The sequence below is a fragment of the Xanthobacter sp. AM11 genome (genome assembly GCF_047444035.1).
Taxonomy (GTDB): domain Bacteria; phylum Pseudomonadota; class Alphaproteobacteria; order Rhizobiales; family Xanthobacteraceae; genus Xanthobacter.
The window spans coordinates 56,246-78,671 of the sequence record NZ_JBLAOA010000001.1; the positions used below are offsets into that span (position 1 = coordinate 56,246).

The window sequence follows — 22,426 nt, forward strand, 5'->3', positions numbered from 1 at the left end:
CCCCGGCTTCTGGAAAACCGCAAGCCGCCGCGACCGGAGCCGGGGCCCGCGGGCCGCGCCGCCGGTCAGGCCCGCCGATGGCAGATCAGGCCTCGCCCACCGTGTCGAACAAAGCGGTGTCCATGGCCTCGCGGGCGGTCTTGCCGGCCCAGACCACGAACTGGAACGCGGGATAATAGCGTTCCACCGCATCGAGGGCGGCTTCCACGATGGCCTCGCACTGGCGATCGGAGGCGGTGGCGCCGCCGGCCAGCACCAGGGCATGGCGGAACATGATGACGCCTTCCTGCGACCACATGTCGAAATGGCCGAGCCACATCTGCTCGTTGACCAGGGCGAGGAGCTTCAGCACCTCGGGGCGCCGGCCTTCCGGCACCTTGAAGTCGAAGGCACAGGCGAGATGCAGGGCCTCCAGCTCGTCCATCCACTGGAACGAGACGTGGCAGTCCGTCCAGCGGCTGGAGAGCGAGAGGGTGATCTCGTCCTCGTCGGAGCGTTCGAACGACCAGTCGCGCAAAGCAGCGAGCTGCTCCACGAGATCAACGGGGTTCGCCGGTGCATCGGCTTCGATGTCGATGAGAGACATGGCCTCGACCTCGCGGTTGGAGGAACGCGGAGAGGGTCGAACGCGGCATCGTCCGCGAGCGAGGCCAGATCAAGGCATGCGCGACGCGGCGTGCCGGGCGGATGACTACTCCCAAAGGTGCGGCCATGACAGGCCCCTTCGGAAAAAACCACCCTGGCGAGGCTGCGCCCCGTCGTATGCCTCAGATACGACGAACCGGCTCCGAATCGCCATGAAAATCAGTATATCGCGGGTGAAGAAGTCGCCGCTACGACAGATTGTGGTCCGCCTTCGCAGCCGTTGCCCCTGCGACCGATTCTCGCAGAGGCGGGGCGTTATCCACTTCCAAATCGTCCCGCCTGGGCAGAATGACGTTACGTCATGCGAGACGATCCGCCGCGGGCCGTCACATGGGATCGGCGGGCGGGACGGGGGCGGGCGGGGCATTGCCCTTCAGCGCCGCTTCGAGCTGGGCGATGCGCGCCGCCAGCCGCTCGTTCTCGGCGCGGGCCTCGGCGGCCATGTCCTTCACCGCCTCGAATTCCTCGCGCTTCACCAGGTCCATGTCGCGAAGGAAGCGCTCCATCTGCGCCTTCATCACGGTCTCGGCCTCCCGGCGCACGCCCTGGGCGACGCCCGCGGCATCGTTCACGAGGCGAGCCATCTCGTCGAAAATGCGGCCCGTGGTCTGGGTCATGGAAGCCTCCTGAGGGTCCGGCCGCGGCAGATGGCCCCCACCTGCCGCGAAAATCTGTAAGCCCCGCGCGGGGCCTCGTTTGGATCAGCAAAGGCGCACGGCGCCCCTGCATCCTGGGTCATGCGTCTTGGCTCATCCACCGGCGCGCCCGGCGCGCCCCTGGCGAAAATGGCGCCCCGGCGCCGCCGACGCAAGGGCACAGAGCCGGCCGGCTTGACGCCGCCTCCCCCGCCGCGGCACATGACGGCGCCTGCGACCAACCGGGGACCAGATGCCGACCCTCGCCCTCCCCTTCCCGGCCATCGACCCGGTGCTGGTGCAAGTCGGCCCCCTCGCCATCCGCTGGTATGCGCTGGCCTATATCGTCGGCCTCGTGCTCGGCTGGCTGCTGGCGCGGCGCATGGTCGCCCGGCCGGCGGTGTGGGGCGGCGTGTCGCCCATGCAGCCGCAGGACCTGGACGACGCCCTGTTCTGGGCCACGCTGGGGGTCATCCTCGGCGGGCGCCTGGGCTATGTGCTGTTCTACAATCCGGTTCATTTCGCCCAGCATCCGGCGGATATCGTGGCGGTGTGGAAGGGCGGCATGTCGTTCCACGGCGGGCTGGCGGGCACCCTTCTGGCCTTGGTGCTGTTCGCCCGCGCCCGCGCCATCCCCGTCCTGTCGCTTCTGGACGTGGCCAGCGTGGTGGCGCCCATCGGCCTGTTCTTCGGCCGCATCGCCAATTTCATCAATGGCGAGCTGTGGGGCCGCCCGGCCGACGTGCCGTGGGCGGTGGTTTTTCCCACCGGCGGCGACGTGCCGCGCCATCCCAGCCAGCTCTACGAGGCGGCTCTGGAAGGGCTGGTGCTGTTCGTGGTGATGCTGGCGCTGGTGCGCTGCGGCGGCCTGAAGCGGCCGGGGGTGGCCGCCGGCGTGTTCGGCATGGGCTACGGCATCGCCCGCATCACCGGCGAGTTCTTCCGCGAACCGGACGTGCAGCTGGGCTATCTGGCCTTCGGCACCACCATGGGCATGTGGCTCTCGGTGCCGCTGGTGCTGGCCGGGGCCGGCCTGCTGCTGTTCGCGCTGAAGCGCAGCAAGGCGCCGTGACCCAGCCGCTGCTGCGGGAGATCCGCACCCTCATCGCCGCCGAGGGGCCCCTGCCGGTCAGCCGCTACATGGCCCTGTGCCTCGGCCATCCGCGCCACGGCTATTACATCACCCGCGATCCCCTCGGCGCTACGGGCGACTTCACCACCGCCCCCGAGATCAGCCAGATGTTCGGCGAGCTCATCGGCCTGTGGGCGGTGGCCATGTGGCAGCAGATGGGCGCGCCCGCCCCGTTCCGGCTGGTGGAGCTGGGCCCGGGCCGCGGCACGCTGATGGCCGACGCCCTGCGCGCGGCGCGGCTGGTGCCGCCGTTCGCCGCCGCCGCCAGCCTGCATCTGGTGGAAACCAGCCCGGCCCTGCGCACGGCGCAGGCGCGCACCCTGGCCGGCCTCGCCCCCGCCCCGGCCTGGCACGACCGCGTGGAGGACGTGCCCGACGGCCCCGCCATCGTCCTCGCCAACGAATTCTTCGATGCCCTTCCGGTGGACCAGTTCGTGTTCGCCCTCGGCGCGTGGCACGAGCGGCGGGTGGGGCTGGAGGCGGACGGCCGGCTGGTGTTCGGCCTCGACCCGGCCCCCTCCCACGCCGCCGCCGCCTTCGCCGCCGGCCTGCCCGGCCCGGCGGAAGGCGCGGTGCTGGAACATATGGAAAGCGGCCCCGCCCGCGCCCTCGCCACCCGCCTTGCCGCCCAGGGCGGCGTGGCGCTGGTGGTGGACTATGGCCATGCCGGCGGCTTCGGCGACACCCTCCAGGCCCTCGCCCGCCACGCCTTCGCCGATCCGCTGGCGGCGCCGGGGGAGGCCGACATCACCGCCCATGTGGATTTTTCCGCCCTCGCCACCCTTGCCCGCGCCGCCGGCCTGAAGGCGTTCGGCCCGCTGGGCCAGGGCGATTTCCTCACCCGCCTCGGCCTGCCGCAGCGGGCGGAACGGCTGAAGCGCGATGCCGGCGCGGCGGCGCGCGCGGCGGTGGATGCGGCGGTGGCGCGCCTTGCCGGCGCGGCGGAAGACCAGATGGGGCGGCTGTTCAAGGTGCTCGTCCTCGCCCATTCTGATGCCGGCGTGCCGCCCGCATTCGACCCGTCCGAGGAGTTCGTCCCATGAAGATCGAGGCGCCATCGCTGGCGGCGCTGCCCGGCATCCGCCACGCCTTCTTCACCCGGCGGGGCGGCGTCTCCCAGGGCATCTATGCCAGCCTCAACGGCGGCACCGGATCGGCCGACGACCCAGCCGCGGTGGCGCAGAACCGCGCCCGCATGGCGGCGGCGCTGGGGGTGGCGCCGGAGGGCTTCCTCGCCTGCTGGCAGGTGCATTCCGCCGATGCGGTGGTGGCCACCGTGCCCTGGACCCGCGCCGATGCGCCGAAGGCGGATGCGGTGGTCACCCGCACCCCGGGCATCGCCGCGGCGGTCTCCATCGCCGATTGCGGCCCCATCCTGCTGGCCGATGCCGGCGCGCGGGTGGTGGCCGCCGCCCATTCCGGCTGGAAGGGGGCGCTGGGCGGCATCGTCGCCGCCACCGTGGCGCGCATGGAGGCACAGGGCGCCCGGCGCGGCGACATCCGCGCCGTCATCGGCCCGCTGATCCGCCAGCACAGCTATGAGGTGGGGGAGGACTTCGTTGCCCGCTTCCTGGCCGAGGACAAGGCCTTCGCGCGCTTCTTCGCCCCCGCCGACCGGTCCCACCATGCCCTGTTCGACCTGCCGGGCTTCATCCGGCTGCGGCTGGAACAGGCCGGGATCGGCCATGTGGAGGACCTCGGCCTCGACACCTATGCGGATGAGGAGCGGTTCTTCTCCTTTCGCCGCACCACCCACCGCAAGGAAGCGGACTACGGCCGGCTGATGGCCGCCATCGCCCTCGCCTGACCTTGAAGCCCCCGCGCGCCCGGACCCCGCCATGCGATCCACCGATGCCTGCCTCCTCATCGTGCCCGGCTGGCAGGGCTCGGAGCCCGACCACTGGCAGAGCCGGTGGGAGCGCAGCCTTTCCACCGCCCGGCGGGTGGAGCAGGCGGACTGGAGCCGGCCGGACCGCCACGACTGGCCGCGCCGCCTGGCCGCGGCGGTGGCGCAGGCGGACAAGCCGGTGGTGGTGGTGGCCCACTCCCTCGGCGTGCCCACCCTGGTGCATGCGGCGCCCCTGCTGCCGCCCGGCAAGGTGAAGGGCGCCTTCCTGGTGGCCCCGCCGGACCTGGACCGGCCCCGCCTCGATCCCCTGCTGGCGGCCTTCGCGCCGGTGCCCACCCATCCCCTGCCCTTCCCCTCGGTGCTGGTGGCGAGCCGCAGCGATCCCTTCTGCACCTATGAGCGGGCGGAGGGCTTCGCCCTCGACTGGGGCGCCGCCATCGTCGATGCGGGGGATGCGGGCCACATCAACCCGGCGGCGGGCTTCGGGCCGTGGCCGGAAGGCTCCATGCGCCTCCTGGGCTTCCTGCAGTCGCTCAAGTGATCCACCGGATCGAGCCCCCACGACGGTAATTCGGGCCACAATTCGGGCGGCAATGATTTTGCCGCCGCGTTAACCAGCCCTTAACCGTTTTTCTGGACCCGGCCCGCGTTTCCCGCTACCCCTTCGGCGAACGGAGCAGCGCCGGGAGCCACCATGCGGGGATATGAGGCACAAGCCGACCGGAACGCGCAGCCGCGCACCCGCTCCGCCTTGAATGCCCTGCCGGCGCGCACCGCCCGGCCCCGCCCGGTTTGCCCGCACGGCCCCGCCCCCACCCGCCTCGCCCGGCTTTTCGCCGCCAGCGGCCTCCTGGCCCTGAGCCTGTCGCTGGGCGCCTGCCAGACCGACGGGGCCGGCATGGCCGCATCCGGCGGCCGCACCCTCGCCTTCGACACCATCGACGGCCCGCCGCCCGCCACCTTCGACAAGCTGGTGGACCAGCTTTCCAGCGAGGCGGAAACCCGGCGCGTGGCCGTGGTCTCCCGCAGCTCCGGCGCCGCCTATCGGGTCAAGGGCTACCTCGCCATGCATGTGGAAAAGGGCAAGGCCTCCGTCGCCTATGCCTGGGACGTGTATGATTCCAGCCGCACCCGGGTGGCGCGCGTCTCCGGCGAGGAGCCGGCCGGCCCGCTGAAGGGCGGCGCGGCCAACGGCTGGGCCGCCTGCGACGACGCGGTGCTCTCGCGCATCGCCGGCCGCTCCATGGCGAGCCTGGCGGAAACCCTTGGCGTGGAAGCCCCCGCCCCGGCCCGCGCCGCCGCCCCGGCGGAGGCGAGCGGGCCCGACGCCGGCAAGCCGGCCGAGGCCCCCGCGCCGGCGATGGAGCCGGGCAGCGGCACGCCCGTGGCCGCCCTCTCCGCGTCCGGCGCAGCCCTGTCATACGCCCAGAACTGAAGTTGCGGCGCGCCGGCGGCCATGGCGCCCCTTTACAAGATTGTGACCGCCCGCATATCAGAACGCCTCAAGCCTTCAGCAGGCCCGGGTGCCGGGCGGAGCATCCAATGTCAGCGGAGAACGGTACCATGAAGCTCGTCGCGGGCAATTCCAACCGCGCGCTCGCGGAAGCCATCGCCGCTTACCTCGCGACGCCGCTCACCAAGGCGGTGGTGCGCCGCTTCGCGGACATGGAGATCTTCGTCGAGATCCAGGAGAACGTCCGCGGTCAGGACGTGTTCGTGGTGCAGTCCACCTCGTTCCCGGCCAATGACCACCTGATGGAGCTTTTGATCATCATCGACGCGCTGCGCCGGGCCTCGGCCAAGCGCATCACCGCGGTGCTGCCCTATTTCGGCTACGCCCGGCAGGACCGCAAGCCCGGCCCGCGCACACCCATTTCGGCCAAGCTGGTGGCCAACCTCATCACCCACGCGGGCGCCGACCGGGTGATGACGCTGGACCTGCACGCCGGCCAGATCCAGGGCTTCTTCGACATCCCCACCGACAACCTCTATTCGGCCCCGGTGATGGTGCGCGACATCAAGGAGCGGTTCGACCTCTCCAACCTCATGGTGGTCTCGCCCGACGTCGGCGGCGTGGTGCGCGCCCGGGCGCTGGCCAAGCGCATCGACGCCCAGCTCGCCATCGTGGACAAGCGCCGCGAGCGCCCCGGCGAGAGCGAGGTGATGAACGTCATCGGCAATGTGGAAGGCCGCTCCTGCATCCTGGTGGACGACATCGTCGATTCGGGCGGCACCCTGGTGAATGCGGCGGAAGCCCTGCTCGCCCGCGGCGCCAAGGAAGTGCATGCCTACATCACCCACGGCGTGCTTTCGGGCGGCGCGGTGGCCCGCATCACCGCCTCCAAGCTGAAGGAGCTGGTGATCACCGATTCGATCCAGCCCACCGAGGCGGTGCGGGTGGCGCGCAACATCCGCGTGGTGTCCATCGGCACCCTCATCGGCGAGGCCATCGCCCGTACGGCGCACGAGGAATCGGTCTCCAGCCTGTTCGACTGAGGCGGGCGGGCTCAGCCGGGACCGGGGCCGTTGCCGCCGCCGGTTCCGTTCTCCGCCTCCACCTCACCCTTGCGCTGCAGCCACACCATCAGCAGCCAGCAGGCCGCGGCCCATGCCGCCCCCAGCGCCCAGCCGCCCAGCACGTCGGTGGGCCAGTGCACCCCCAGATAGATGCGACTGACACCCACCACCATGGTGAGCACCGTGGCGGAGCCGAACAGGAACACCTTCACCCGCGTGCGCGCCTGGGTGCGGGCCAGAAGCGCGCCCAGCGTCAGATAGACCACCGCCGAGAGCATGGCGTGGCCGGAGGGGAAGCTCTGGCTGTAGACCGCCATGCCGTGGGGCACGAGGTCCGGCCGCGGCCGGTCGAAGCCCCATTTCAGCGCCTGCGACAGCGCCGTGCCCCCCGCCACCGACACCGCCACCAGCAGCGCCGCATGGCGCTTGCGGGTGAGCAGCAGGAACACCACCGCCAGCACCGTGAGAAGGGTGAGCACGCCGGTGCCGCCCAGCGCCGTGAAGTCGCGCATGGTCTCCTCCAGCCACGGCGGGCCGAGGGGATCGGAGGCATCGAGCGGGTTGCGCAGGGCGAGCAGGATGTCGCGGTCGATGCGCCCGGTGTCGCCTTCCGCCACCTCGTCGGCCACCTTGAAGAAGGCATAGAAGCCGATGGCGCTGCTGGCGATCACCATGAGCGTCGCCCGCTCCATGGCGCTCACCGAGGCGAGCAGCGGGCCGATGACCGGCAGGGAATCCAGCCGGCGGCGGCCGCGTTGAAAGACCGTTGTCATGGCGCAAGGGTTGGCGCGCCGCAGGGGCCGCGTCAATATCCCCCCGACCGGAGGCTGTCCCGGCTTGAAGATGCAGCGAGGCCGTTGGCGGCCCTTGCGCGCGCGCCTGCCGCCTGCCATCTCGCCCCCATGACCGTGCGTGCCGACCCCATCGCCCTTTATCTCGACGCCGACGCCTGCCCGGTGAAGGAGGAGGCCTACAAGGTGGCCTTCCGCCATCAGGTGCGGGTGTTCGTGGTGGCCAACATGCCGCTGGCGGTGCCGCGCCATCCGCTGATCGAACGCCTCGTGGTGCCCGCCGGGCCGGATGCCGCCGACGACCTCATTGCCGCGCGCGCCTGCCGCGGCGACGTGGTGGTGACCGCCGACGTGCCGCTGGCCGCCCGCTGCGTGGCGGCGGGGGCCGATGTGATCGCCCCCACCGGCAAGCCCTTCACCGGCGATTCCATCGGCATGGCGCTGGCCACCCGCAACCTGATGGACGACCTGCGCTCCGCCGGGGCGGTGACGGGCGGGCCGCGCCCCTTCTCGGCGCGGGACCGCTCGGCCTTCCTCTCGGCCCTCGACCTCGCTCTGGTGCGGCTGAAGCGGGCCGGCTTCAGCGCAGGCGCCGCGCCCGGTGGACGTGCAGACGCCTGACGCAGGGGCACCCCCGCGCCTTCGGCCTCAGAAGCATTCCTCCTCCAGCCGCTTCAGGTCGGCGAGGGCGCGGGCGTCGTCCTGCGCCTCGAACAGCTCCACCATGTAATAGACGTGGGAATGCATCAGCAGCAGCCGGTCGCACAGCGCCGCCGAGCCCGCCTCGGCGGCGGCGAGGCGGGCCCTGAAGCGGTCCCAGAAGGCGTTGCCGAAGGCGGGATCGTCGATATAGCGGAACAGGTGCGCCAGCACCGTGCGCATGTTGCCTTCAAAATCGATGCCCTGGAACGTCAGGTAGCGGTCGGGCTGCTCCAGGGAAACGGGAAGCGACGGAAAGCCGGCAGGTGCGCCCATGGGGAAACCCTCATCCTCGGACCACGCGCAAAATGCGTGGCCTCAAGGGTGCGCAAGGGCGCCCGCCGGGTGCCATGGCGCCGGCACCGGCCCCCGCCGCGGCGCACCAACGGCATCTTGGCTGCACCAACGGCGGCTCACACCGCCAGGAGGCGCCGCACCTGCTCCACCCGGGAGCGGCCCACCGGCACGCGGGTGCGCGCCTCGTCCGCCATCACCAGATGCCAGGCCCCATCCGCGCGCACGGCGGCATGCACGTGGCGGATGTTGACCAGGTAGCGCCGGTGCACCCGCACGAACGCCGCGGGATCGAGCCGGCGCTCCAGATCCGCCAGGGGGCGGGGGCAGAAGGCGGAAAAGGTGAGGGTGCGCGCCTCCGCATAATGGCCCTGGGCCACGAGGCAGGCCACCTGCGCCACGTCGATGAGGCTGATGACGTCGCCCTTGCCCCGCACCAGCGGCAGCTTCAGCAGCGGGCACAGGGCCGCCATGGCCTGCGCGCCGGCGACGGGGAGCGCCGCCCGCGGGGCCGGGTCGTCGCCGGGGCCGGGCGGGGCGGCGCCCATCATGGGCGTGTCGAGGGCGTAGACCATCATGCAATAGCCATCCACCGCGCCGCCGGGGCCGCGCTGCAGCCGGCTCACCTTGGCCACCAGGCTGCCCATCGCGGTGGTGACCACCAGGCTGGAGGTGCCGTCTTCCGCCGCCGCGGCGCGATCCAGCAGGAACGCCACCTTGTCCCGCGCCTCCGGCGGATGCAGATCGAGGATGTGGGCGCCGATGACCCGCGCGCCGGAGGGCGCCAGCAGGCGCAGGGCCACCGGATTCACCGAGCGGATCGCCATCTCGCCATCCAGCACCACCACCCCCACCGCGGTGCGCTGGAGCCGGTATTCGAACGCCGCGGCCGGCGGTGGCGGAGGGTCCTGCGGGGTGGCGGCCATGGCCCACCTTAAAGCGCGATCGGGTTCCATGGAACCGCCGCGGCGCGCCCCGGGGGCCGGGGCTCATCCGCCGGCCGCAAGGCCGGGCGCGCAGCCCCCTCTGCCGCCGCACGCCCAAAGGGCCGGACCCTCCCCGAAAAGCCGTGTTTGCCACGATGAGGCCGCATGGATACTTTACGCGCCCTTTTGCCGGCGCGCCGGCCCACCTGCTCCGCGGACCCCATGACCGACATTTTTCACGAGATCGAGGAAGACCTCCGGCGCGATCGCCTGCGCAAGCTGTGGGACCGCTTCGGCGTGTTCATCATCGCCGCCGCCGTCCTGCTGGTGGCGGGCACGGCCGGCTGGAGCGGCTACAGATACTGGCGCCAGCAGCAGGCGGTGGCCGCCTCCACCGCCTTCCAGGAGGCCGTGGCGCTTTCGGCGGCGGGCAATTTCACGCAGGCTGAAGCCGCCTTCGGCGCCATCGCCAAGGACGGGCCGGCCGGCTACCGCACCCTCGCCCTGTTCCGCGGCGCCAGCGCGGCCGCCGCCCGGGACAAGGCCGCCGGCATCGCCGCGTTCGATGCCATCGCCGCCGACACCCGCCTCGATCCGCTGGTGCGCCAGCTCGCCCAGCTGCGCGCGGCGATGATTCTGGTGGACACCGCCAGCCTTGCCGATGTGACGCAGCGTGTCGGCACCCTGGCCGCCGGCACCGGCCCGCTGCGCCACTCGGCGCGCGAGGTGATGGCGCTGGCCCAGTTCAAGGCCGGCGACCTTGCCGCCGCCAACAAGACCGCTACCGAGATCACCACCGACAGCGAAACCCCGCCGGGCGTGCGCTCGCGGGCGGAACTCGTCCGCCGCCTGACCGCCGGCGCCGCCGCCCCCGCCGAAGGCCCCGCCCCGGCTGCGTCCGCCGGCGGCGCCGCCACGCAGTGAGGACCCCGTTCATGAGCATGACGCGCAGCGCTTCCGGCGCCCTTCGCCTCGCCCTCGCCCTCGCCCTTGCCCTGGCGGCGGCCGGCTGCGAAACGCTGGAGAAGATGAACCCCTTCGAGGAGAAGGAAAAAGCGCTGCCGGGCGCGCGCCAGCCCGTGTTCCCGCAGGGCGTTCCGGGGGTGGATTATTCCACCCCCCTCTCCCAGCCCAGCAACGCCAACGCCCCCATCGACCAGTTGCCGGCGCCGCCACCCAGCGGCCAGCCGCAGCGCTGAGGCGTCCCCTTCGTTCGACCACCCGGCCGGAAGGCCACGAGCCGATCCTATGACCTTTTCCCTGGCCATCGTCGGCCGCCCCAACGTGGGCAAGTCCACCCTGTTCAACCGCCTCGTGGGCAAGAAGCTCGCGCTGGTGGACGATCGCCCCGGCGTCACCCGCGACCGGCGGGAGGGCGACGCGCGCCTCGGCGACCTCGCCTTCCGCATCGTGGACACCGCCGGCCTGGAGGAGGCGGACGCCGCCAGCCTGGAAGGGCGCATGCGCGCCCAGACCGAGGCCGCCATCGGCGATGCCGACGCCATCCTGTTCATGATCGACGCCCGCATGGGCCTCACCCCCACCGACCGCGCCTTCGCGGAACTGGTGCGGCGCGCCGGCAAGCCGGTGATTCTCGTGGCCAACAAGAGCGAGGGCCGCGGCGGCGAGGCGGGCACGCTGGAAGCCTTCGCCCTCGGCCTCGGCACCCCCGTGCCCCTCTCCGCCGAGCATGGCGAGGGCCTGTCCGACCTCTACGACGCCATTTGCGACGCCCTGCCCGACGAGACCCGGCCGGAAGAAGAGGTGGAAGACCCCGCCGAGGCCGCCGCCGAGGCGGACGCCGCCGACGGCGCGCCGCGGCGCCCCATCAAGGTGGCGGTGCTGGGCCGGCCCAATGCCGGCAAATCCACCCTCATCAACCGCCTGCTGGGCGAGGACCGGCTGCTCACCGGCCCCGAGGCGGGCATCACCCGCGATTCCATCTCGGTGGAGGTGGACTATCGCGGCACCCGCCTGGAGCTGTTCGACACCGCCGGCCTGCGCAAGCGCGCCCGCATCGAGGACAAGCTGGAGAAGCTGTCCGCCGCCGATGCCCTGCGCGCCATGAAGTTCGCCGAAGTGGTGGTGCTGCTGGTGGACGCCACCCGCCCGTTCGAGGAACAGGACCTGCGCATCGCCGATCTGGTGGCGCGCGAGGGCCGGGCGCTGGTCATCGGCTACAACAAGTCCGACCTCGTGCCCCGCGGCGGCATCGCCACCCGGCTGCGGGAGGAGGCGGACCGCCTGCTGCCGCAGGTGAAGGGCGTGCCCATCGTGCCGGTGTCGGGCCTCATGGGCCACGGCCTCGACAAGCTGGTGGAAGGTATCTCCAAGGCCCACAAGGTCTGGAACAAGCGCATCGCCACCAATCCGCTGAACCGCTTCCTGCAGCAGGTGACCGATGCCCACCCGCCACCGGCGGTGTCCGGCCGGCGGGTGAAGCTGCGCTACATCACCCAGCCCAAGGCGCGGCCGCCGTCCTTCGTGCTGTTCTGCTCCCGCGCCGATGCCGTCCCGGAAAGCTACATCCGCTATCTGGTGAACGGCCTGCGCGAGACCTTCGACCTGCCGGGCGTGCCGATCCGCCTGACCATGCGCCAGAAGGACAATCCCTACGCGGAGTGAGGCCCCCGGGCGCGCAGTGAGGCAGCGCCCTACCCCGCCAGCGCCGCGATCACCGCATTCAGCACCGGAAAGCCGGCCGCCGTCGCCCGCAGCCGGTCGGCCTCGCGCACCACCAGCCCGTCCGCCTCCAGCGCGGCCATGCGCCCGGGCGCGATCCGCCCGCCCAGGCGGGCATGGCGGGCGAGGTCCACGCCTTCGGCGAGGCGCAGGCCCATGAGCAGCATCTCGTCCGCCTGTTCCTGCGGCAGCAGCGCCTCGTCGGACACCATGCCGTGCCCGGCCGCCGCCACCCGCTGAAGCCAGCCCTCCGGGCTGCGCTCGGTGAAGGTGGCGCGGCGCACCCCGTCCACCACCAGCCGCCCGTGGGCGCCGGCGCCGATGCCGGCATAGGCGCCATAGCGCCAGTAAACGAGATTGTGCCGCGCCTGCGCGCCCGGCCGGGCGTGGTTGGAGACCTCGTAGGCGGGAAGCCCGGCCTGCGCCGTCACCTCCTGCGTCACGTCCCACAGGGCGCGGGAGAGGTCGTCGTCGGGCAGAAGGAGCTTGCCGGCGCCGTAGAGCCGCTCGAACGGCGTGCCCGGCTCGATGGTGAGCTGGTAGAGGGACAGATGCTCGCACCCCTCCGCCAGCGCCCGCTTCAGCTCGTTTGCCCAGGCCTGCGGCGTCTGGCGCGGGCGGGCATAGATGAGGTCGAACGACACCCGCGCGAACGCCTGCCGCGCGATCGCCACCGCCGCCAGCGCCTCGGCCACCGAATGCATCCGGCCGAGGCCCTGCAGGTCGGCATCGTCCAGCGCCTGCACGCCCAGGGACACCCGGTTCACTCCGGCTGCCCGGTAGCCGAAGAAGCGCTCCGCCTCCACCGAGGTGGGGTTGGCCTCCAGCGTCACTTCCGCATCGCCCGTCAGCGGCCAGGCGGCGTCGATGGCCTCCAGGATGGCCCCCACCGTGGCCGGGGCCATGAGGGAGGGGGTGCCGCCGCCGAAGAACACCGTCTGCGCCCGCTGCGGCCCCGACAGCGCCCGCATGTGGGCGATCTCGGCCCGGAAGGCGGCGAGGTAGCGCGCCTCGTCGGGCGGGGCGTGGCGCACATGGCTGTTGAAGTCGCAATAGGGGCACTTGGCCTTGCAGAAGGGCCAGTGGACATAGACGCCGAAGCCGCCGTCGTCGGGCATCGCCGCCCCGGCGCCCTCCCCCGCAGGCGGGAGAGGGTTCGGCCGGTGTCGGCGGGCGCGATCCTGCTCCAAAATTCCCCTCATCCCTTCAGGCAGGCCTGCGACAGCTTCAGAAACGCCCGGGCCCGGTGCGACAGGCCGAAGCCCTTGGGCGGCATGGAATGCTTTTCGTCGGCGGTCATCTCGGCGAAGGTCTTCGCGTGGCCTTCGGGGCGGAACATGGGATCGTAGCCGAAGCCCTTGGCGCCGCGCGGCGGCCAGACCAGGGTGCCGTCCACCACGCCCTCGAACTCCTCCAGGTGCCCGTCCGGCCAGGCGATGCACAAGGCCGAGACGAAGCGCGCCTGGCGCTGTTCCGGCGCGGTGGCGCCCGCCTTCTGCAGCGCCGCCTCCACCTTCTCCATGGCCATCTCGAAGTCCCGGTCCGGCCCGGCCCAGCGGGCGGTGTGGATGCCGGGGGCACCGCCCAGGGCGTCGATGACGAGGCCGGAATCGTCGGCGAAGGCCGGCAGCTGCGCCGCATTGGCCGCCGCCACCGCCTTCAGCCGGGCATTGCCGGAAAAGGTGGTCTCGGTCTCCTCCGGCTCGGGCAGGCCGAGGTCGCCGGCGGAAACCGCCTCCACCCCGTGGGGCTCCAGCAGCATGCGCATTTCAATGAGCTTGCCGGGATTGTGGGTGGCCACCACCAGCCGGCCGGACAGCTGCCGGTGCGCCATCAGCCCACCGCCAGCTTCTGCAGGCCCACCAGCTTGTCCACGCCGGAGCGGGCCAGCGCCAGCAGGGCCAGCAGCTCGTCCTGGGTGAAGGGGGTCTTTTCCGCCGTGCCCTGGATCTCGACGATGCCGCCGGTACCGGTCATGACGAAATTGGCGTCGGTCTCGGCCACCGAATCCTCGGCATAATCGAGGTCGAGCACGGGCGTGCCCTCATAGATGCCGCAGGACACCGCCGCCACATGCTGCTTGAGCGGCATCTCCTTGATCATGGAGCGCTGGCGCATCCACGACAGGCAATCGTAAAGCGCGATCCATGCGCCGGTGATGGCGGCGGTGCGGGTGCCGCCATCGGCCTGGAGCACGTCACAGTCGAGGGTGATCTGCTTCTCGCCCATGGCCACGAGATCGGTGACGGAGCGCAGCGAGCGGCCGATCAGCCGCTGGATCTCCTGGGTGCGGCCGGACTGCTTGCCGGTGGTGGATTCGCGCCGGGTGCGATCGTGGGTGGCGCGGGGCAGCATGGCATATTCCGCCGTCACCCAGCCCCGGCCCTGGCCCTTCAGCCATGGCGGCAGGCGCTCTTCCAGGGTGGCGGAGACGAGCACATGGGTGTCACCGAACTTCACGAGGCAGGAGCCTTCGGCGTGGCGCATCACGCCCCGCTCGAAGGAAACGGCGCGCATCTCGTCGGCGGCGCGCTTGCTGGGGCGCATAGGGATCGTCCTCGTTGTTCCGTGTATCGGGCGCCCCTTTTAGAGCGCGCAGGCCCTGGAGGGAAGCAAGCCGGGCGCGGCGTGCGGGAATGCTTGATGCGGGGCGCCGGAGAGCACACATAATAGGGCGGCGGGCACCCGCCCGCACAGATGGAAGGCATGAGCAAAGTGGCGCTCGATCCGTTCCTGCCCCTCTCCTCCGGCGGCCTCGCCCAGATCGACCAGCGCTCGCGCGAGATCTTCCGGCAGATCGTGGAAAGCTACCTGGCCACCGGCGAGCCGGTGGGCTCGCGCAATCTCTCGCGCCTCATCCCCATGACCCTCTCCCCTGCCTCGGTGCGCAACGTGATGGCCGACCTGGAGGCGGCGGGGCTCGTCTATTCCCCCCACACCAGCGCCGGGCGCCTGCCCACCGAGCGCGGGCTGCGCTTCTTCGTGGATGCGCTGCTGGAAATCGGCGACGTGAACGAGCGCGACCGCACCAACATCGAGACCCAGATGATGGCGGCGGCCAAGACCACCACGGTGGAAGGCGTGCTGCAGGAAGCCTCGGCCATGCTCTCCGGCCTGGCGCGGGGCGCCGGCGTGGTCACCACCACCAAGACCGACCCGCGCCTGAAGCATGTGGAATTCGTGCCGCTGGAGCCCGGCCGCGCCCTGGTGATCCTGGTGTCCGAGGACGGGCAGGTGGAGAACCGCGCCCTGGTGCTGCCGTCCGGCCTGCCGGTGTCCGCCCTCACCGAGGCGACCAATTATCTCAACGCCCGCATCCGCGGCCGCACCCTCAGCGAGGCGCGGGCGGAAATGGAGAGCCTCTTGTCCGAGCTCCGGCGGGATCTCGACGCCCTTACCGCCCGGGTGGTGGAGGACGGCCTCGCCTCCTGGTCCGGCGACGAGCCGGCCGAGCGCAAGCTCATCGTGCGCGGCCAGGCCAAGCTGCTGGAGGACCTGCACGCGCTGGAGGACCTGGAGCGCATCCGCCTGCTGTTCGACGACCTGGAAACCAAGCGCGAGGTGGCCGACCTGCTGGGCCGGGCGGAGGAGGCGCAATCCCTGCGCATCTTCATCGGCTCGGAGAACCGGCTGTTCTCCCTCTCCGGCTCCTCCACCATCGTCGCCCCCTATCGCGACGGGCAGGGCCGGGTGGTGGGCGTGCTGGGGGTGATCGGCCCGACCCGGCTCAATTACGGGCGCATCGTGCCCATGGTGGACTTCACCGCCCGCCTGGTGAGCCGGGTGCTGGGCGCCCCGGGGGTGGATGCGGCGTGAGGCCCATCCGCGGTCGCGACGTCGCGCAGTCTTGATTTTTCCCGCCGTCCCACCGATATGCGCGGGGAATGTTGGCGTTTGTCCGCGCTGGCGGGCGAAATTCATGGCAGGGGAAGAAACCGGATGAGCGAGCAGAAGCGCGCGCCCGAGACCGGCGGCGACGCAAGCGAAAACGGTGCGAACATGAGCGCTGCGAACGAAGCCACGGCCGAGGCGGAAGCCCTCGCCACCGCCGACGCCCAGATCGGCACCGAACTGTTGGCCGAGAAGCAGCGGCTGGAGGCGGAAATCGCCGGCATGAAGGACAAGTTCCTGCGTGCCTTCGCCGAGGCGGAGAACATCCGCCGCCGCGCCGAGAAGGAAGTGGCGGACGCCAGGACCTACGGCATCGCCTCCTTCGCCCGTGACGTGCTGAACGTGGCCGACGACCTCTCCCGGGCGCTCGGCTCGGTGGACGAAGAGGCCAGGGCCGGCGCCGAGGGCGCCTTCAAGGCCCTGCTGGATGGGCTGGAGCTGACCGAGCGCGGCCTCGTCAAGGCGCTGGAGAAGCACGGCATCCGCAAGATCGAGCCGAAGGGCGAGAAGTTCGACCCCAACCTGCACCAGGCCATGTTCGAGGTGCCGGACCCGAGCGTGCCCACCGGCACGGTGGTGCAGGTGGTGCAGGCCGGCTACGTCATCGGCGAGCGGGTGCTGCGCCCGGCCATGGTGGGCGTCGCCCGCGGCGGCCCGAAGCCGGACGTCGCCGCCGCCACCAAGGAAGCCGGCCAGGCCTGAGCCGGCGCGCCGGCCCGTGTGCGAACCGGGCCGGTATTTCCTTTCGCGGGCCGCGGAATGTGACCCGGCGCCGCCCCGTTCGGTGCGAAGAACTCAGCGGCTCCAGGCCGGCGCAAGGCTGGCGCGCCACGCCGGCGGCCCCACCGGCCCGCCGGCGAGGAGCTCGGCCAGCGCATCGGCGATGGCCCGGCTGGTGTAGGGCTTGGCCACCCGGGGCACATCGGCGAATTCCTGCGGCACCCGCACGCTGCCCGTATAGCCCGAGCAGAAGATGAAGGGGATGCCGCGGTCCGCAAGGACAGCTGCCGCCGGATAAACCGGCTCGCCCGCAAGGTTCACATCAAGGATGGCCGCATCCACCCGCTCCACGGCCGCCGCCGTTCGTGCCGCGGCAAGGCTGGAGAACGGCCCGACGACGGTATAGCCGAGGGACCTCAGATTGTCCTCAAGGCCCAGGGCCACAAGGAACTCGTCCTCCACGACGAGCACGCGCCGACCGGAAACATCCATCACCAGGAGCCTTGGATTGTTGCTGTTTTCCGCGACAACGGATGGCGCGCGCAAAAGGTTCCATTTGCACGGCAACACAGGCAACAAAAACGGTGAATGTAGTCTCACATCTCCGGCGCGACACCTTGGCCGGACGGCTCCAATGACTTTGGAATATCGGAAGCGGGGCAGCCGCAGCGCGCGGCGGCTGTCGTTGCACGGGAAAGAGGGGCCCGCGCGGGCGGCAATCTGCCGGCGCGGGCGCGCCTCAGTCCTTGGCGCGCTCCACATAGGAGGCGTCGGCGGTCATGATGACCACGCGGGTGCCGGCGGAGATGTGCGGCGGCACCATGGTGCGCACGCCGTTGGACAGCTTGGCCGGCTTGTAGGAGGACGAGGCGGTCTGCCCCTTCACGGTGGGCTCGGTGTCCACGATCTCCAGCACCACGCGGGCCGGCAGCTCGATGGCGATGGGCACGCCGTTATGGGTGGAGAGCATGCATTCCATGCCTTCCTGGAGATAGACCGCCGAATCGCCCATGACGTCCTTGGACACGGTGACCTGATCGAAATTCTCGGGATTCATGAAGGTGTAGCCGTCCGAATCCTCGTAAAGGAAGGTATGGGGCCGGTCTTCCACGAAGGCCCGCTCCACCTGCTCGGTGGTGCGGTAGCGCTCGGAGATCTTCACCCCGTCCGAGATGCGGCGCATGTCGAGCTGCGTGACCGGCGTGCCCTTGCCGGGATGAATGTTCTCCGCAGTGAGCACCACATAGAGCTTGTCGTCGATATCGACCACATTGCCTTTGCGCAGGGAGCTGGCGATGACCTTGACCACGTCGCGTCTTCCTTGAACTTTGTGCGGCGCCGCGCCGCTGCTGATCTTCGGCGGCAACATAGCGATCTTGGCGCGCAACGCCAGTCTCGCGGTGCCTTTTCCGGGCGCCGCTGCCGGACAGGGAAGGATTCGACCCGCTCATGACGGTATCTGGTTCCGCAAGCCCGCCCCCCGCCAGCCCGTGGTGGGACCGCGGGGTGCACGCCGACCGCCGCCCCTTCCTTCTGGCGCGCGCGCGCATGGCCGGCGCCATACGGGGCTGGTTCGCCGGCGCCGGCTTCCTGGAGGTGGAGACCCCCGCGCTTCAGGTCTCCCCCGGCAACGAGGCGCACCTGCACGCCTTCGCCACCGATCTCGTGGGTCCCGACGGGGCGATGCGGCGCCTTTATCTGCGCACCTCGCCGGAATTCGCCGCCAAGAAGCTGCTGGCGGCGGGCGAGACGCAGATCTTCGAATGGGCGCGGGTGTTCCGCAATCGCGAGCGCGGCATGGCCCACCACCCGGAATTCACCATGCTGGAATGGTATCGCGCCGGGGCCTCCTACACCGTTTTGATGGAGGATTGCGCCCAGTTGCTGGCGATCGCGGCGCAGGCCGGCGGCACGCCGCGCTTCGCCTACCGCGGCCACACCTGCGATCCCTTCGCCGCGCCGGAGCGCCTGACGCTGGTGGAGGCCTTCGCCCGCCATGCGAGGATGGATCTGGAGGCCCTGCTTCCCGCCCCCGGCGCCCCGCCGGACCCCGCCCCTTTCGCCCGCGCCGCCCAAGCCGCCGGCATCCGCACCGCCGCCGACGACACCTTCGCCGACATTTTCTCGCGGGTGCTGGTGGAGCGCATCGAGCCGCAGCTGGGTGCCGGCCGCCCCACCCTGCTGTGCGACTATCCGGTGAGCGAGGCCGCCCTCGCCCGCCCCAAGCCGAAGGACCCGCGCTTCGCCGAGCGGTTCGAGCTTTATGCCTGCGGGCTGGAGCTGGCCAACGCCTTCGGCGAGCTCACCGACGCCGCCGAGCAGCGCCGCCGCTTCGAAGCGGAGATGGACGAGAAGGCGCGGCTCTATGGCGAGCGCTACCCGCTGGACGAGGACTTCCTGGCCGCCCTCGCCCACATGCCGGCCGCCAGCGGCTGCGCGCTGGGCTTCGACCGCCTCGCCATGCTGGCGAGCGGCGCCCGCCGGATCGAGGATGTCCTGTGGGTGCCCGTGGCGCCAGCAGGCGCCACGGTTGCCGGTTGATCTGGCGCCAGCAGGCGCCACGGTTGCCGGTTGATCTGGCGCCAGCAGGCGCCACGGTTGCCGGTTGATCTGGCGCCAGCAGGCGCCACGGTTGCCGGTTGATCTGGCGCCAGCAGGCGCCACGGTTGCCGGTTGATCTGGCGCCAGCAGGCGCCGCCGCCTCAGTTGATCTCGAACAGGGTGGAGAAGCCGGAAATGTCGAACACTTCCCGGATCTGCGGCTGAAGCGAGGAGAGCGTGAGCTTGCGCTTGGCGCCGCGCATGGCCTTGCCCGCCACCAATAGGGCGCGCAGGCCGGAGGAGGAGACGTAATCCACCCCCGCGAGGTTCACCAGGATGCCGCCGTCGGTCATGGAAACCACCTCCATGAGCGCGGCTTCGAACGGCTTGGCGTTGGGCGTGTCGAGCCGCCCCGTCACCTTCAGCTGCACGTCGGACCCGACCTGTTCACGTTCGATGTGCATGGGCCTCTACCTGCATGGGCTCCGCGGCTGCGGGCGTGTTGGGATTAGCGTCATTCTCGCATGCGCGCAACGCCACCGCGATGCGCCGCACCAGCCACACCGCACGCTCGAACAGGCTGGTGGCCAGCAGCAGCTGGCGCGCCTGCGCCTCCGAGGCGGAAGCCGAGCCGGCAAGCTGGCGGCGGATGCGGTTGAGCAGCTCGCTGCGATCGGCGGTCAAGGGGATCAGCATGTCGAGGTCGGCGCCGTCGCCATCGCTCGCGTCGGCCAGGCCGAGGACGATGGTGCGCAACGATTCCGACAGGTTGAACCCCAGCGGCGGCACCGCCTCGAAGCCCTCGATCACCTCGGTGAAGTCGTGCAGCGTATCCTGCAGGGTGCGCACCGTCTCCAGCATGGACTGGTGCTGGAGCGCGATTTCCAGGGTCTGCCGGGTCATGCCGCGGGCGATGAGATCGGCGATGAAATGGTCCGTGGCCACGGCGACCGAGGCGGCACCGCGCCACAGGCCCTGCCGTTCCCCGGCGCCGGGCGCCTCGGTCCGGTCCAGGTCGGGCAGCAGCAGCGGCAGCAGGTGCACGAGGCTGGACACCTCCCGCTCGGCAAGGTCGAGGGCGGTGGCCGGGTCCCTCAGGGCCTCGTGATGAATGAAGCGCGGGCGCGATGCGCTGTCTTCCACCGTGGGCGGGCTGAAGCGCGCCGCCATGTGCCCGGCGGCATCACGCAGGAAGGCCACCGGCAGCGCGCCCGCCACCTGCAGCGCCAGGAACAGCAGCGAGACGGCCGCCGAGGCCTGCCCGCCGCCGGCCGCCGCCAGAAGGTCCAGCGGCGCCAGCCCCGCCGCCTCGGCCAAAGCGAAGGCCGCACCCACCACAAGGCAGCCCACCACCTTGACCAGCACATGGACGAAGCAAAGCTGCCGTCCCGTGCCCTCCAGCCCGCCGGCCGCGATCACCGCCGCCACGCCCGACCCCAGGTTGGCGCCCAAAACGATGAAGAAGGCGTCGTCCAGGCTCATGAGCCGCGCCTGGATCAGTGCCACCACCAGGATGGTGGAGGTGGACGAGGACTGGGTGATCACCGAGGCAAGGAAGCCGAGGCCGAAGCCCATCCAGGGCAGCACCCCCGCCGACACCGCATCGGCAATGGCCGCCACATCGAGGGTGCGCGGCCCCTGCTTGATGAAATCGAGCCCCAGCAGGGCCAGCGACAGGCCGAGGGCCACCCCCATCCATTCGCGCCAGGCGGGCCGGTGATCCAGCCGCAGGTGGTAGAAGAAGCCCACCACCGCCACCAGGGCGAAGATGAGCAGCCGGAAGTCGATGGCAGCGACGAACACCAGCGCCGCCGTGCCCACATTGCCCCCGGCCACGACGGGAATGGCGTCGCGCACGGTGAAGACGCCGCCGCGCACCAGATTGCCGCTCACCACCGCCACCGCATTGCTGGACTGGGTGGCCGTGCCCGCGACGGCGCCGCACAGCAGGCCGATGACGGGGGAGCGCGTGGCCCGGCGCAGGAGATTGCGCACCTTGCGGCCGGTGACCTGCTGAAGCTGCGCCGACATGAGCTTCAGGCCGACGAACAGCAGCCCCAGCCCCGCGAGAATCTCCGCAACCATCAACATGCACGTTCCCCGGCCGCTGGCCTGCCCCCGTTGCGGCGTCCCGGCCCGGGTGCCCGGCCGGGAAGTTCGGATCGCGCCCTAATCCGGGCGCGCCGCCACCAGGGTCAGGCGATTTTCGCCCCCCTCCCGGGCATAGGAGAGGGTCTCCAGGAAATTGCGCATGAGCTGCACCCCGTGCCCGCCGATCTTCGCGTCCTCGATGGAATCGGGGACGACCGGCTCGGAAACGGTGGTGGGATCGAACGGCATTCCATTGTCGATGAGCTGCACCCCCACCTGCCCGCCGGGAAAGCGGTAGCACTCGATGCGGATGCGCGGCACCGTGTCCAGCCCCTTGAAGGCATAGGACACCACGTTGGTCAGCGCCTCCTCCAGGCTCAGCTCCAGGGCGAACCTTGTGGCATCGGGCCAGCCCTCCGCGTCGGCGACGGCGGCGAGCCAGCTCGTCGCCTCGGTGATGTCCTCGATCCGCGCGCCGGCGTCGAGGGTGGAAACCAGCATGCCGGGTTCGGGGGCAGCCATGGGCACGGCGCCGTCAGGCGGGGGCGGTGCCGGCGGGCAAGGCGCCCGCATCGGCCAGGGCCTCCTCCCGCGTGGCGTGGATGGAGACGAGGTGATCCACACCGGTGGAGCGCAGCACCTTCTCCACCTGCGGGTCGCACGCGAACAGACGCATGTTTCCTCCCTTCCGGTGCAGGGCCTTGGCCCCGGTCAGCAGCAGGCGGATGCCGATGGAGGCCATGAACGGGGTGCGGGAGAGATCCACCAGCACCAGCCCCGCGCCATCGCAGGCGGCCTTGAAGTCGCTCTCCACCATCGCGGCCCCTGCAATGTCGAGCCGCCCCTCAAGGGCAACGAGCACCGTACCCGGAGCGAAGGGATTGATTTCGATCTTCATGCGCGAACCGTTTCTCGTACGTCCTTTCGCCAGCCTCCGGCAGGGTGGCCGACGCATGCGACAGTTTAGTGAAGTCCCGCCGCGGCGGAAATAGACACCGCCCGGCGCGCAGCGC

General features: G+C 71.1%; 27 protein-coding genes. 13 read left to right on the top strand and 14 right to left on the bottom strand.

All coding sequences use genetic code 11. From position 1 onward, the window contains the following. Positions 1-85 precede the first annotated feature (85 nt). On the bottom strand, positions 86-586 hold the full coding sequence (locus tag ACI7BZ_RS00250; protein WP_414115211.1) for a type III secretion system chaperone family protein: 501 nt from the start codon (positions 584-586) through the stop codon (positions 86-88). A 385-nt stretch (positions 587-971) separates the two neighbouring features. Continuing rightward, the gene (locus tag ACI7BZ_RS00255; RefSeq protein ID WP_414115212.1) at positions 972-1,262 is read right to left on the bottom strand and encodes an accessory factor UbiK family protein; all 291 of its coding nucleotides are present in this window, start codon (positions 1,260-1,262) and stop codon (positions 972-974) included. A gap of 271 nt (positions 1,263-1,533) precedes the next feature. Here ACI7BZ_RS00255 and lgt point away from each other — a divergent pair, with 271 nt between their 5' ends. The 6 genes from lgt to ACI7BZ_RS00285 all read left to right on the top strand — a co-directional run bounded on the left by lgt (position 1,534) and on the right by ACI7BZ_RS00285 (position 6,757). After that, positions 1,534-2,352 carry a prolipoprotein diacylglyceryl transferase gene (lgt, locus tag ACI7BZ_RS00260; protein ID WP_414115213.1) on the top strand — a complete coding sequence of 273 codons (819 nt, stop codon included), beginning with the start codon at positions 1,534-1,536 and terminating at the stop codon, positions 2,350-2,352. Beyond that, positions 2,349-3,455, top strand: a complete 1,107-nt coding sequence (locus ACI7BZ_RS00265) for a class I SAM-dependent methyltransferase (RefSeq protein ID WP_414115214.1) — start codon at positions 2,349-2,351, stop codon at positions 3,453-3,455. The genes lgt and ACI7BZ_RS00265 overlap by 4 nt, the downstream gene beginning before the upstream one ends. Next, complete coding sequence (gene pgeF / locus ACI7BZ_RS00270) at positions 3,452-4,219, top strand: peptidoglycan editing factor PgeF (RefSeq protein WP_414115215.1); 768 nt, start codon at positions 3,452-3,454, stop codon at positions 4,217-4,219. The genes ACI7BZ_RS00265 and pgeF overlap by 4 nt, the downstream gene beginning before the upstream one ends. A 31-nt stretch (positions 4,220-4,250) precedes the next feature. Continuing rightward, positions 4,251-4,802, top strand: coding sequence for an RBBP9/YdeN family alpha/beta hydrolase (locus ACI7BZ_RS00275; protein WP_414115216.1), 552 nt, complete (start codon positions 4,251-4,253; stop codon positions 4,800-4,802). Between the two features lie 153 nt (positions 4,803-4,955). Continuing rightward, positions 4,956-5,696 (top strand): hypothetical protein, encoded by a 741-nt coding sequence (locus ACI7BZ_RS00280; protein ID WP_414115217.1) that lies wholly within the window; start codon positions 4,956-4,958, stop codon positions 5,694-5,696. A gap of 107 nt (positions 5,697-5,803) precedes the next feature. Beyond that, positions 5,804-6,757: a ribose-phosphate pyrophosphokinase gene (locus tag ACI7BZ_RS00285; protein WP_414115218.1), complete on the top strand. Its 954-nt coding sequence runs from the start codon at positions 5,804-5,806 to the stop codon at positions 6,755-6,757. Between the two features lie 11 nt (positions 6,758-6,768). Here ACI7BZ_RS00285 and ACI7BZ_RS00290 read toward each other — a convergent pair whose 3' ends face one another. After that, positions 6,769-7,551, bottom strand: coding sequence for a phosphatase PAP2 family protein (locus ACI7BZ_RS00290; protein ID WP_414115219.1), 783 nt, complete (start codon positions 7,549-7,551; stop codon positions 6,769-6,771). A gap of 129 nt (positions 7,552-7,680) precedes the next feature. Here ACI7BZ_RS00290 and ACI7BZ_RS00295 point away from each other — a divergent pair, with 129 nt between their 5' ends. After that, a complete protein-coding gene (locus ACI7BZ_RS00295; protein WP_414115220.1) occupies positions 7,681-8,190 on the top strand; it encodes a YaiI/YqxD family protein in 510 nt (169 codons plus the stop codon). Positions 8,191-8,217: 27 nt separating this feature from the next. Here ACI7BZ_RS00295 and cowN read toward each other — a convergent pair whose 3' ends face one another. Both cowN and ACI7BZ_RS00305 read right to left on the bottom strand, forming a co-directional pair. After that, positions 8,218-8,544 (bottom strand): N(2)-fixation sustaining protein CowN, encoded by a 327-nt coding sequence (gene cowN / locus ACI7BZ_RS00300; protein ID WP_414115221.1) that lies wholly within the window; start codon positions 8,542-8,544, stop codon positions 8,218-8,220. A gap of 137 nt (positions 8,545-8,681) precedes the next feature. Further along, positions 8,682-9,488: a PAS domain-containing transcriptional regulator gene (locus ACI7BZ_RS00305; RefSeq protein ID WP_414115222.1), complete on the bottom strand. Its 807-nt coding sequence runs from the start codon at positions 9,486-9,488 to the stop codon at positions 8,682-8,684. A 165-nt stretch (positions 9,489-9,653) separates the two neighbouring features. Here ACI7BZ_RS00305 and ACI7BZ_RS00310 point away from each other — a divergent pair, with 165 nt between their 5' ends. From ACI7BZ_RS00310 to der, 3 genes are read left to right on the top strand one after another with little or no spacing between them, the layout of a single operon-like run. Continuing rightward, positions 9,654-10,412, top strand: coding sequence for a tetratricopeptide repeat protein (locus ACI7BZ_RS00310; RefSeq protein ID WP_414115223.1), 759 nt, complete (start codon positions 9,654-9,656; stop codon positions 10,410-10,412). A gap of 11 nt (positions 10,413-10,423) precedes the next feature. After that, positions 10,424-10,687: a hypothetical protein gene (locus ACI7BZ_RS00315; RefSeq protein ID WP_414115224.1), complete on the top strand. Its 264-nt coding sequence runs from the start codon at positions 10,424-10,426 to the stop codon at positions 10,685-10,687. Between the two features lie 49 nt (positions 10,688-10,736). Then, on the top strand, positions 10,737-12,113 hold the full coding sequence (gene der, locus ACI7BZ_RS00320) for a ribosome biogenesis GTPase Der (protein ID WP_414115225.1): 1,377 nt from the start codon (positions 10,737-10,739) through the stop codon (positions 12,111-12,113). A gap of 29 nt (positions 12,114-12,142) precedes the next feature. On the opposite strand, the gene hemW is transcribed toward der, so the two are convergent. The 3 genes from hemW to rph all read right to left on the bottom strand — a co-directional run bounded on the left by hemW (position 12,143) and on the right by rph (position 14,717). Continuing rightward, the gene (gene hemW / locus ACI7BZ_RS00325; protein WP_414115226.1) at positions 12,143-13,288 is read right to left on the bottom strand and encodes a radical SAM family heme chaperone HemW; all 1,146 of its coding nucleotides are present in this window, start codon (positions 13,286-13,288) and stop codon (positions 12,143-12,145) included. Between the two features lie 80 nt (positions 13,289-13,368). Beyond that, entirely contained in the window at positions 13,369-14,004 is a 636-nt protein-coding gene (gene rdgB / locus ACI7BZ_RS00330) for an RdgB/HAM1 family non-canonical purine NTP pyrophosphatase (RefSeq protein WP_414115227.1), read from the bottom strand. Next, the gene (rph, locus tag ACI7BZ_RS00335) at positions 14,004-14,717 is read right to left on the bottom strand and encodes a ribonuclease PH (protein WP_414115228.1); all 714 of its coding nucleotides are present in this window, start codon (positions 14,715-14,717) and stop codon (positions 14,004-14,006) included. Before rph ends, rdgB begins: the two co-directional genes overlap by 1 nt. Before the next feature lie 159 nt (positions 14,718-14,876). Here rph and hrcA point away from each other — a divergent pair, with 159 nt between their 5' ends. Together hrcA and grpE are read left to right on the top strand one after the other, a co-directional pair. Next, positions 14,877-15,986 carry a heat-inducible transcriptional repressor HrcA gene (gene hrcA / locus ACI7BZ_RS00340; protein ID WP_414115229.1) on the top strand — a complete coding sequence of 370 codons (1,110 nt, stop codon included), beginning with the start codon at positions 14,877-14,879 and terminating at the stop codon, positions 15,984-15,986. A gap of 123 nt (positions 15,987-16,109) precedes the next feature. Further along, on the top strand, positions 16,110-16,763 hold the full coding sequence (gene grpE, locus ACI7BZ_RS00345) for a nucleotide exchange factor GrpE (RefSeq protein WP_414115230.1): 654 nt from the start codon (positions 16,110-16,112) through the stop codon (positions 16,761-16,763). Positions 16,764-16,856: 93 nt separating this feature from the next. Here the strand turns inward: grpE and ACI7BZ_RS00350 are convergent, their stop codons facing one another. Both ACI7BZ_RS00350 and efp read right to left on the bottom strand, forming a co-directional pair. Next, positions 16,857-17,273, bottom strand: a complete 417-nt coding sequence (locus ACI7BZ_RS00350) for a response regulator (RefSeq protein WP_414115231.1) — start codon at positions 17,271-17,273, stop codon at positions 16,857-16,859. A 247-nt stretch (positions 17,274-17,520) separates the two neighbouring features. Next, positions 17,521-18,090 carry an elongation factor P gene (gene efp / locus ACI7BZ_RS00355; RefSeq protein WP_414115232.1) on the bottom strand — a complete coding sequence of 190 codons (570 nt, stop codon included), beginning with the start codon at positions 18,088-18,090 and terminating at the stop codon, positions 17,521-17,523. Positions 18,091-18,230: 140 nt separating this feature from the next. Here efp and epmA point away from each other — a divergent pair, with 140 nt between their 5' ends. Continuing rightward, a complete protein-coding gene (gene epmA, locus ACI7BZ_RS00360) occupies positions 18,231-19,322 on the top strand; it encodes an EF-P lysine aminoacylase EpmA (RefSeq protein WP_414115233.1) in 1,092 nt (363 codons plus the stop codon). Between the two features lie 161 nt (positions 19,323-19,483). On the opposite strand, the gene ACI7BZ_RS00365 is transcribed toward epmA, so the two are convergent. The 4 genes from ACI7BZ_RS00365 to ACI7BZ_RS00380 all read right to left on the bottom strand — a co-directional run bounded on the left by ACI7BZ_RS00365 (position 19,484) and on the right by ACI7BZ_RS00380 (position 22,311). Further along, on the bottom strand, positions 19,484-19,786 hold the full coding sequence (locus ACI7BZ_RS00365; RefSeq protein ID WP_414115234.1) for an STAS domain-containing protein: 303 nt from the start codon (positions 19,784-19,786) through the stop codon (positions 19,484-19,486). Beyond that, positions 19,770-21,413: a Na/Pi symporter gene (locus ACI7BZ_RS00370; protein WP_414115235.1), complete on the bottom strand. Its 1,644-nt coding sequence runs from the start codon at positions 21,411-21,413 to the stop codon at positions 19,770-19,772. Before ACI7BZ_RS00370 ends, ACI7BZ_RS00365 begins: the two co-directional genes overlap by 17 nt. 78 nt (positions 21,414-21,491) lie before the next feature. After that, on the bottom strand, positions 21,492-21,935 hold the full coding sequence (locus ACI7BZ_RS00375) for an ATP-binding protein (RefSeq protein WP_414115236.1): 444 nt from the start codon (positions 21,933-21,935) through the stop codon (positions 21,492-21,494). A gap of 13 nt (positions 21,936-21,948) precedes the next feature. After that, positions 21,949-22,311 carry an STAS domain-containing protein gene (locus ACI7BZ_RS00380; protein ID WP_414115237.1) on the bottom strand — a complete coding sequence of 121 codons (363 nt, stop codon included), beginning with the start codon at positions 22,309-22,311 and terminating at the stop codon, positions 21,949-21,951. Positions 22,312-22,426 lie beyond the last annotated feature (115 nt).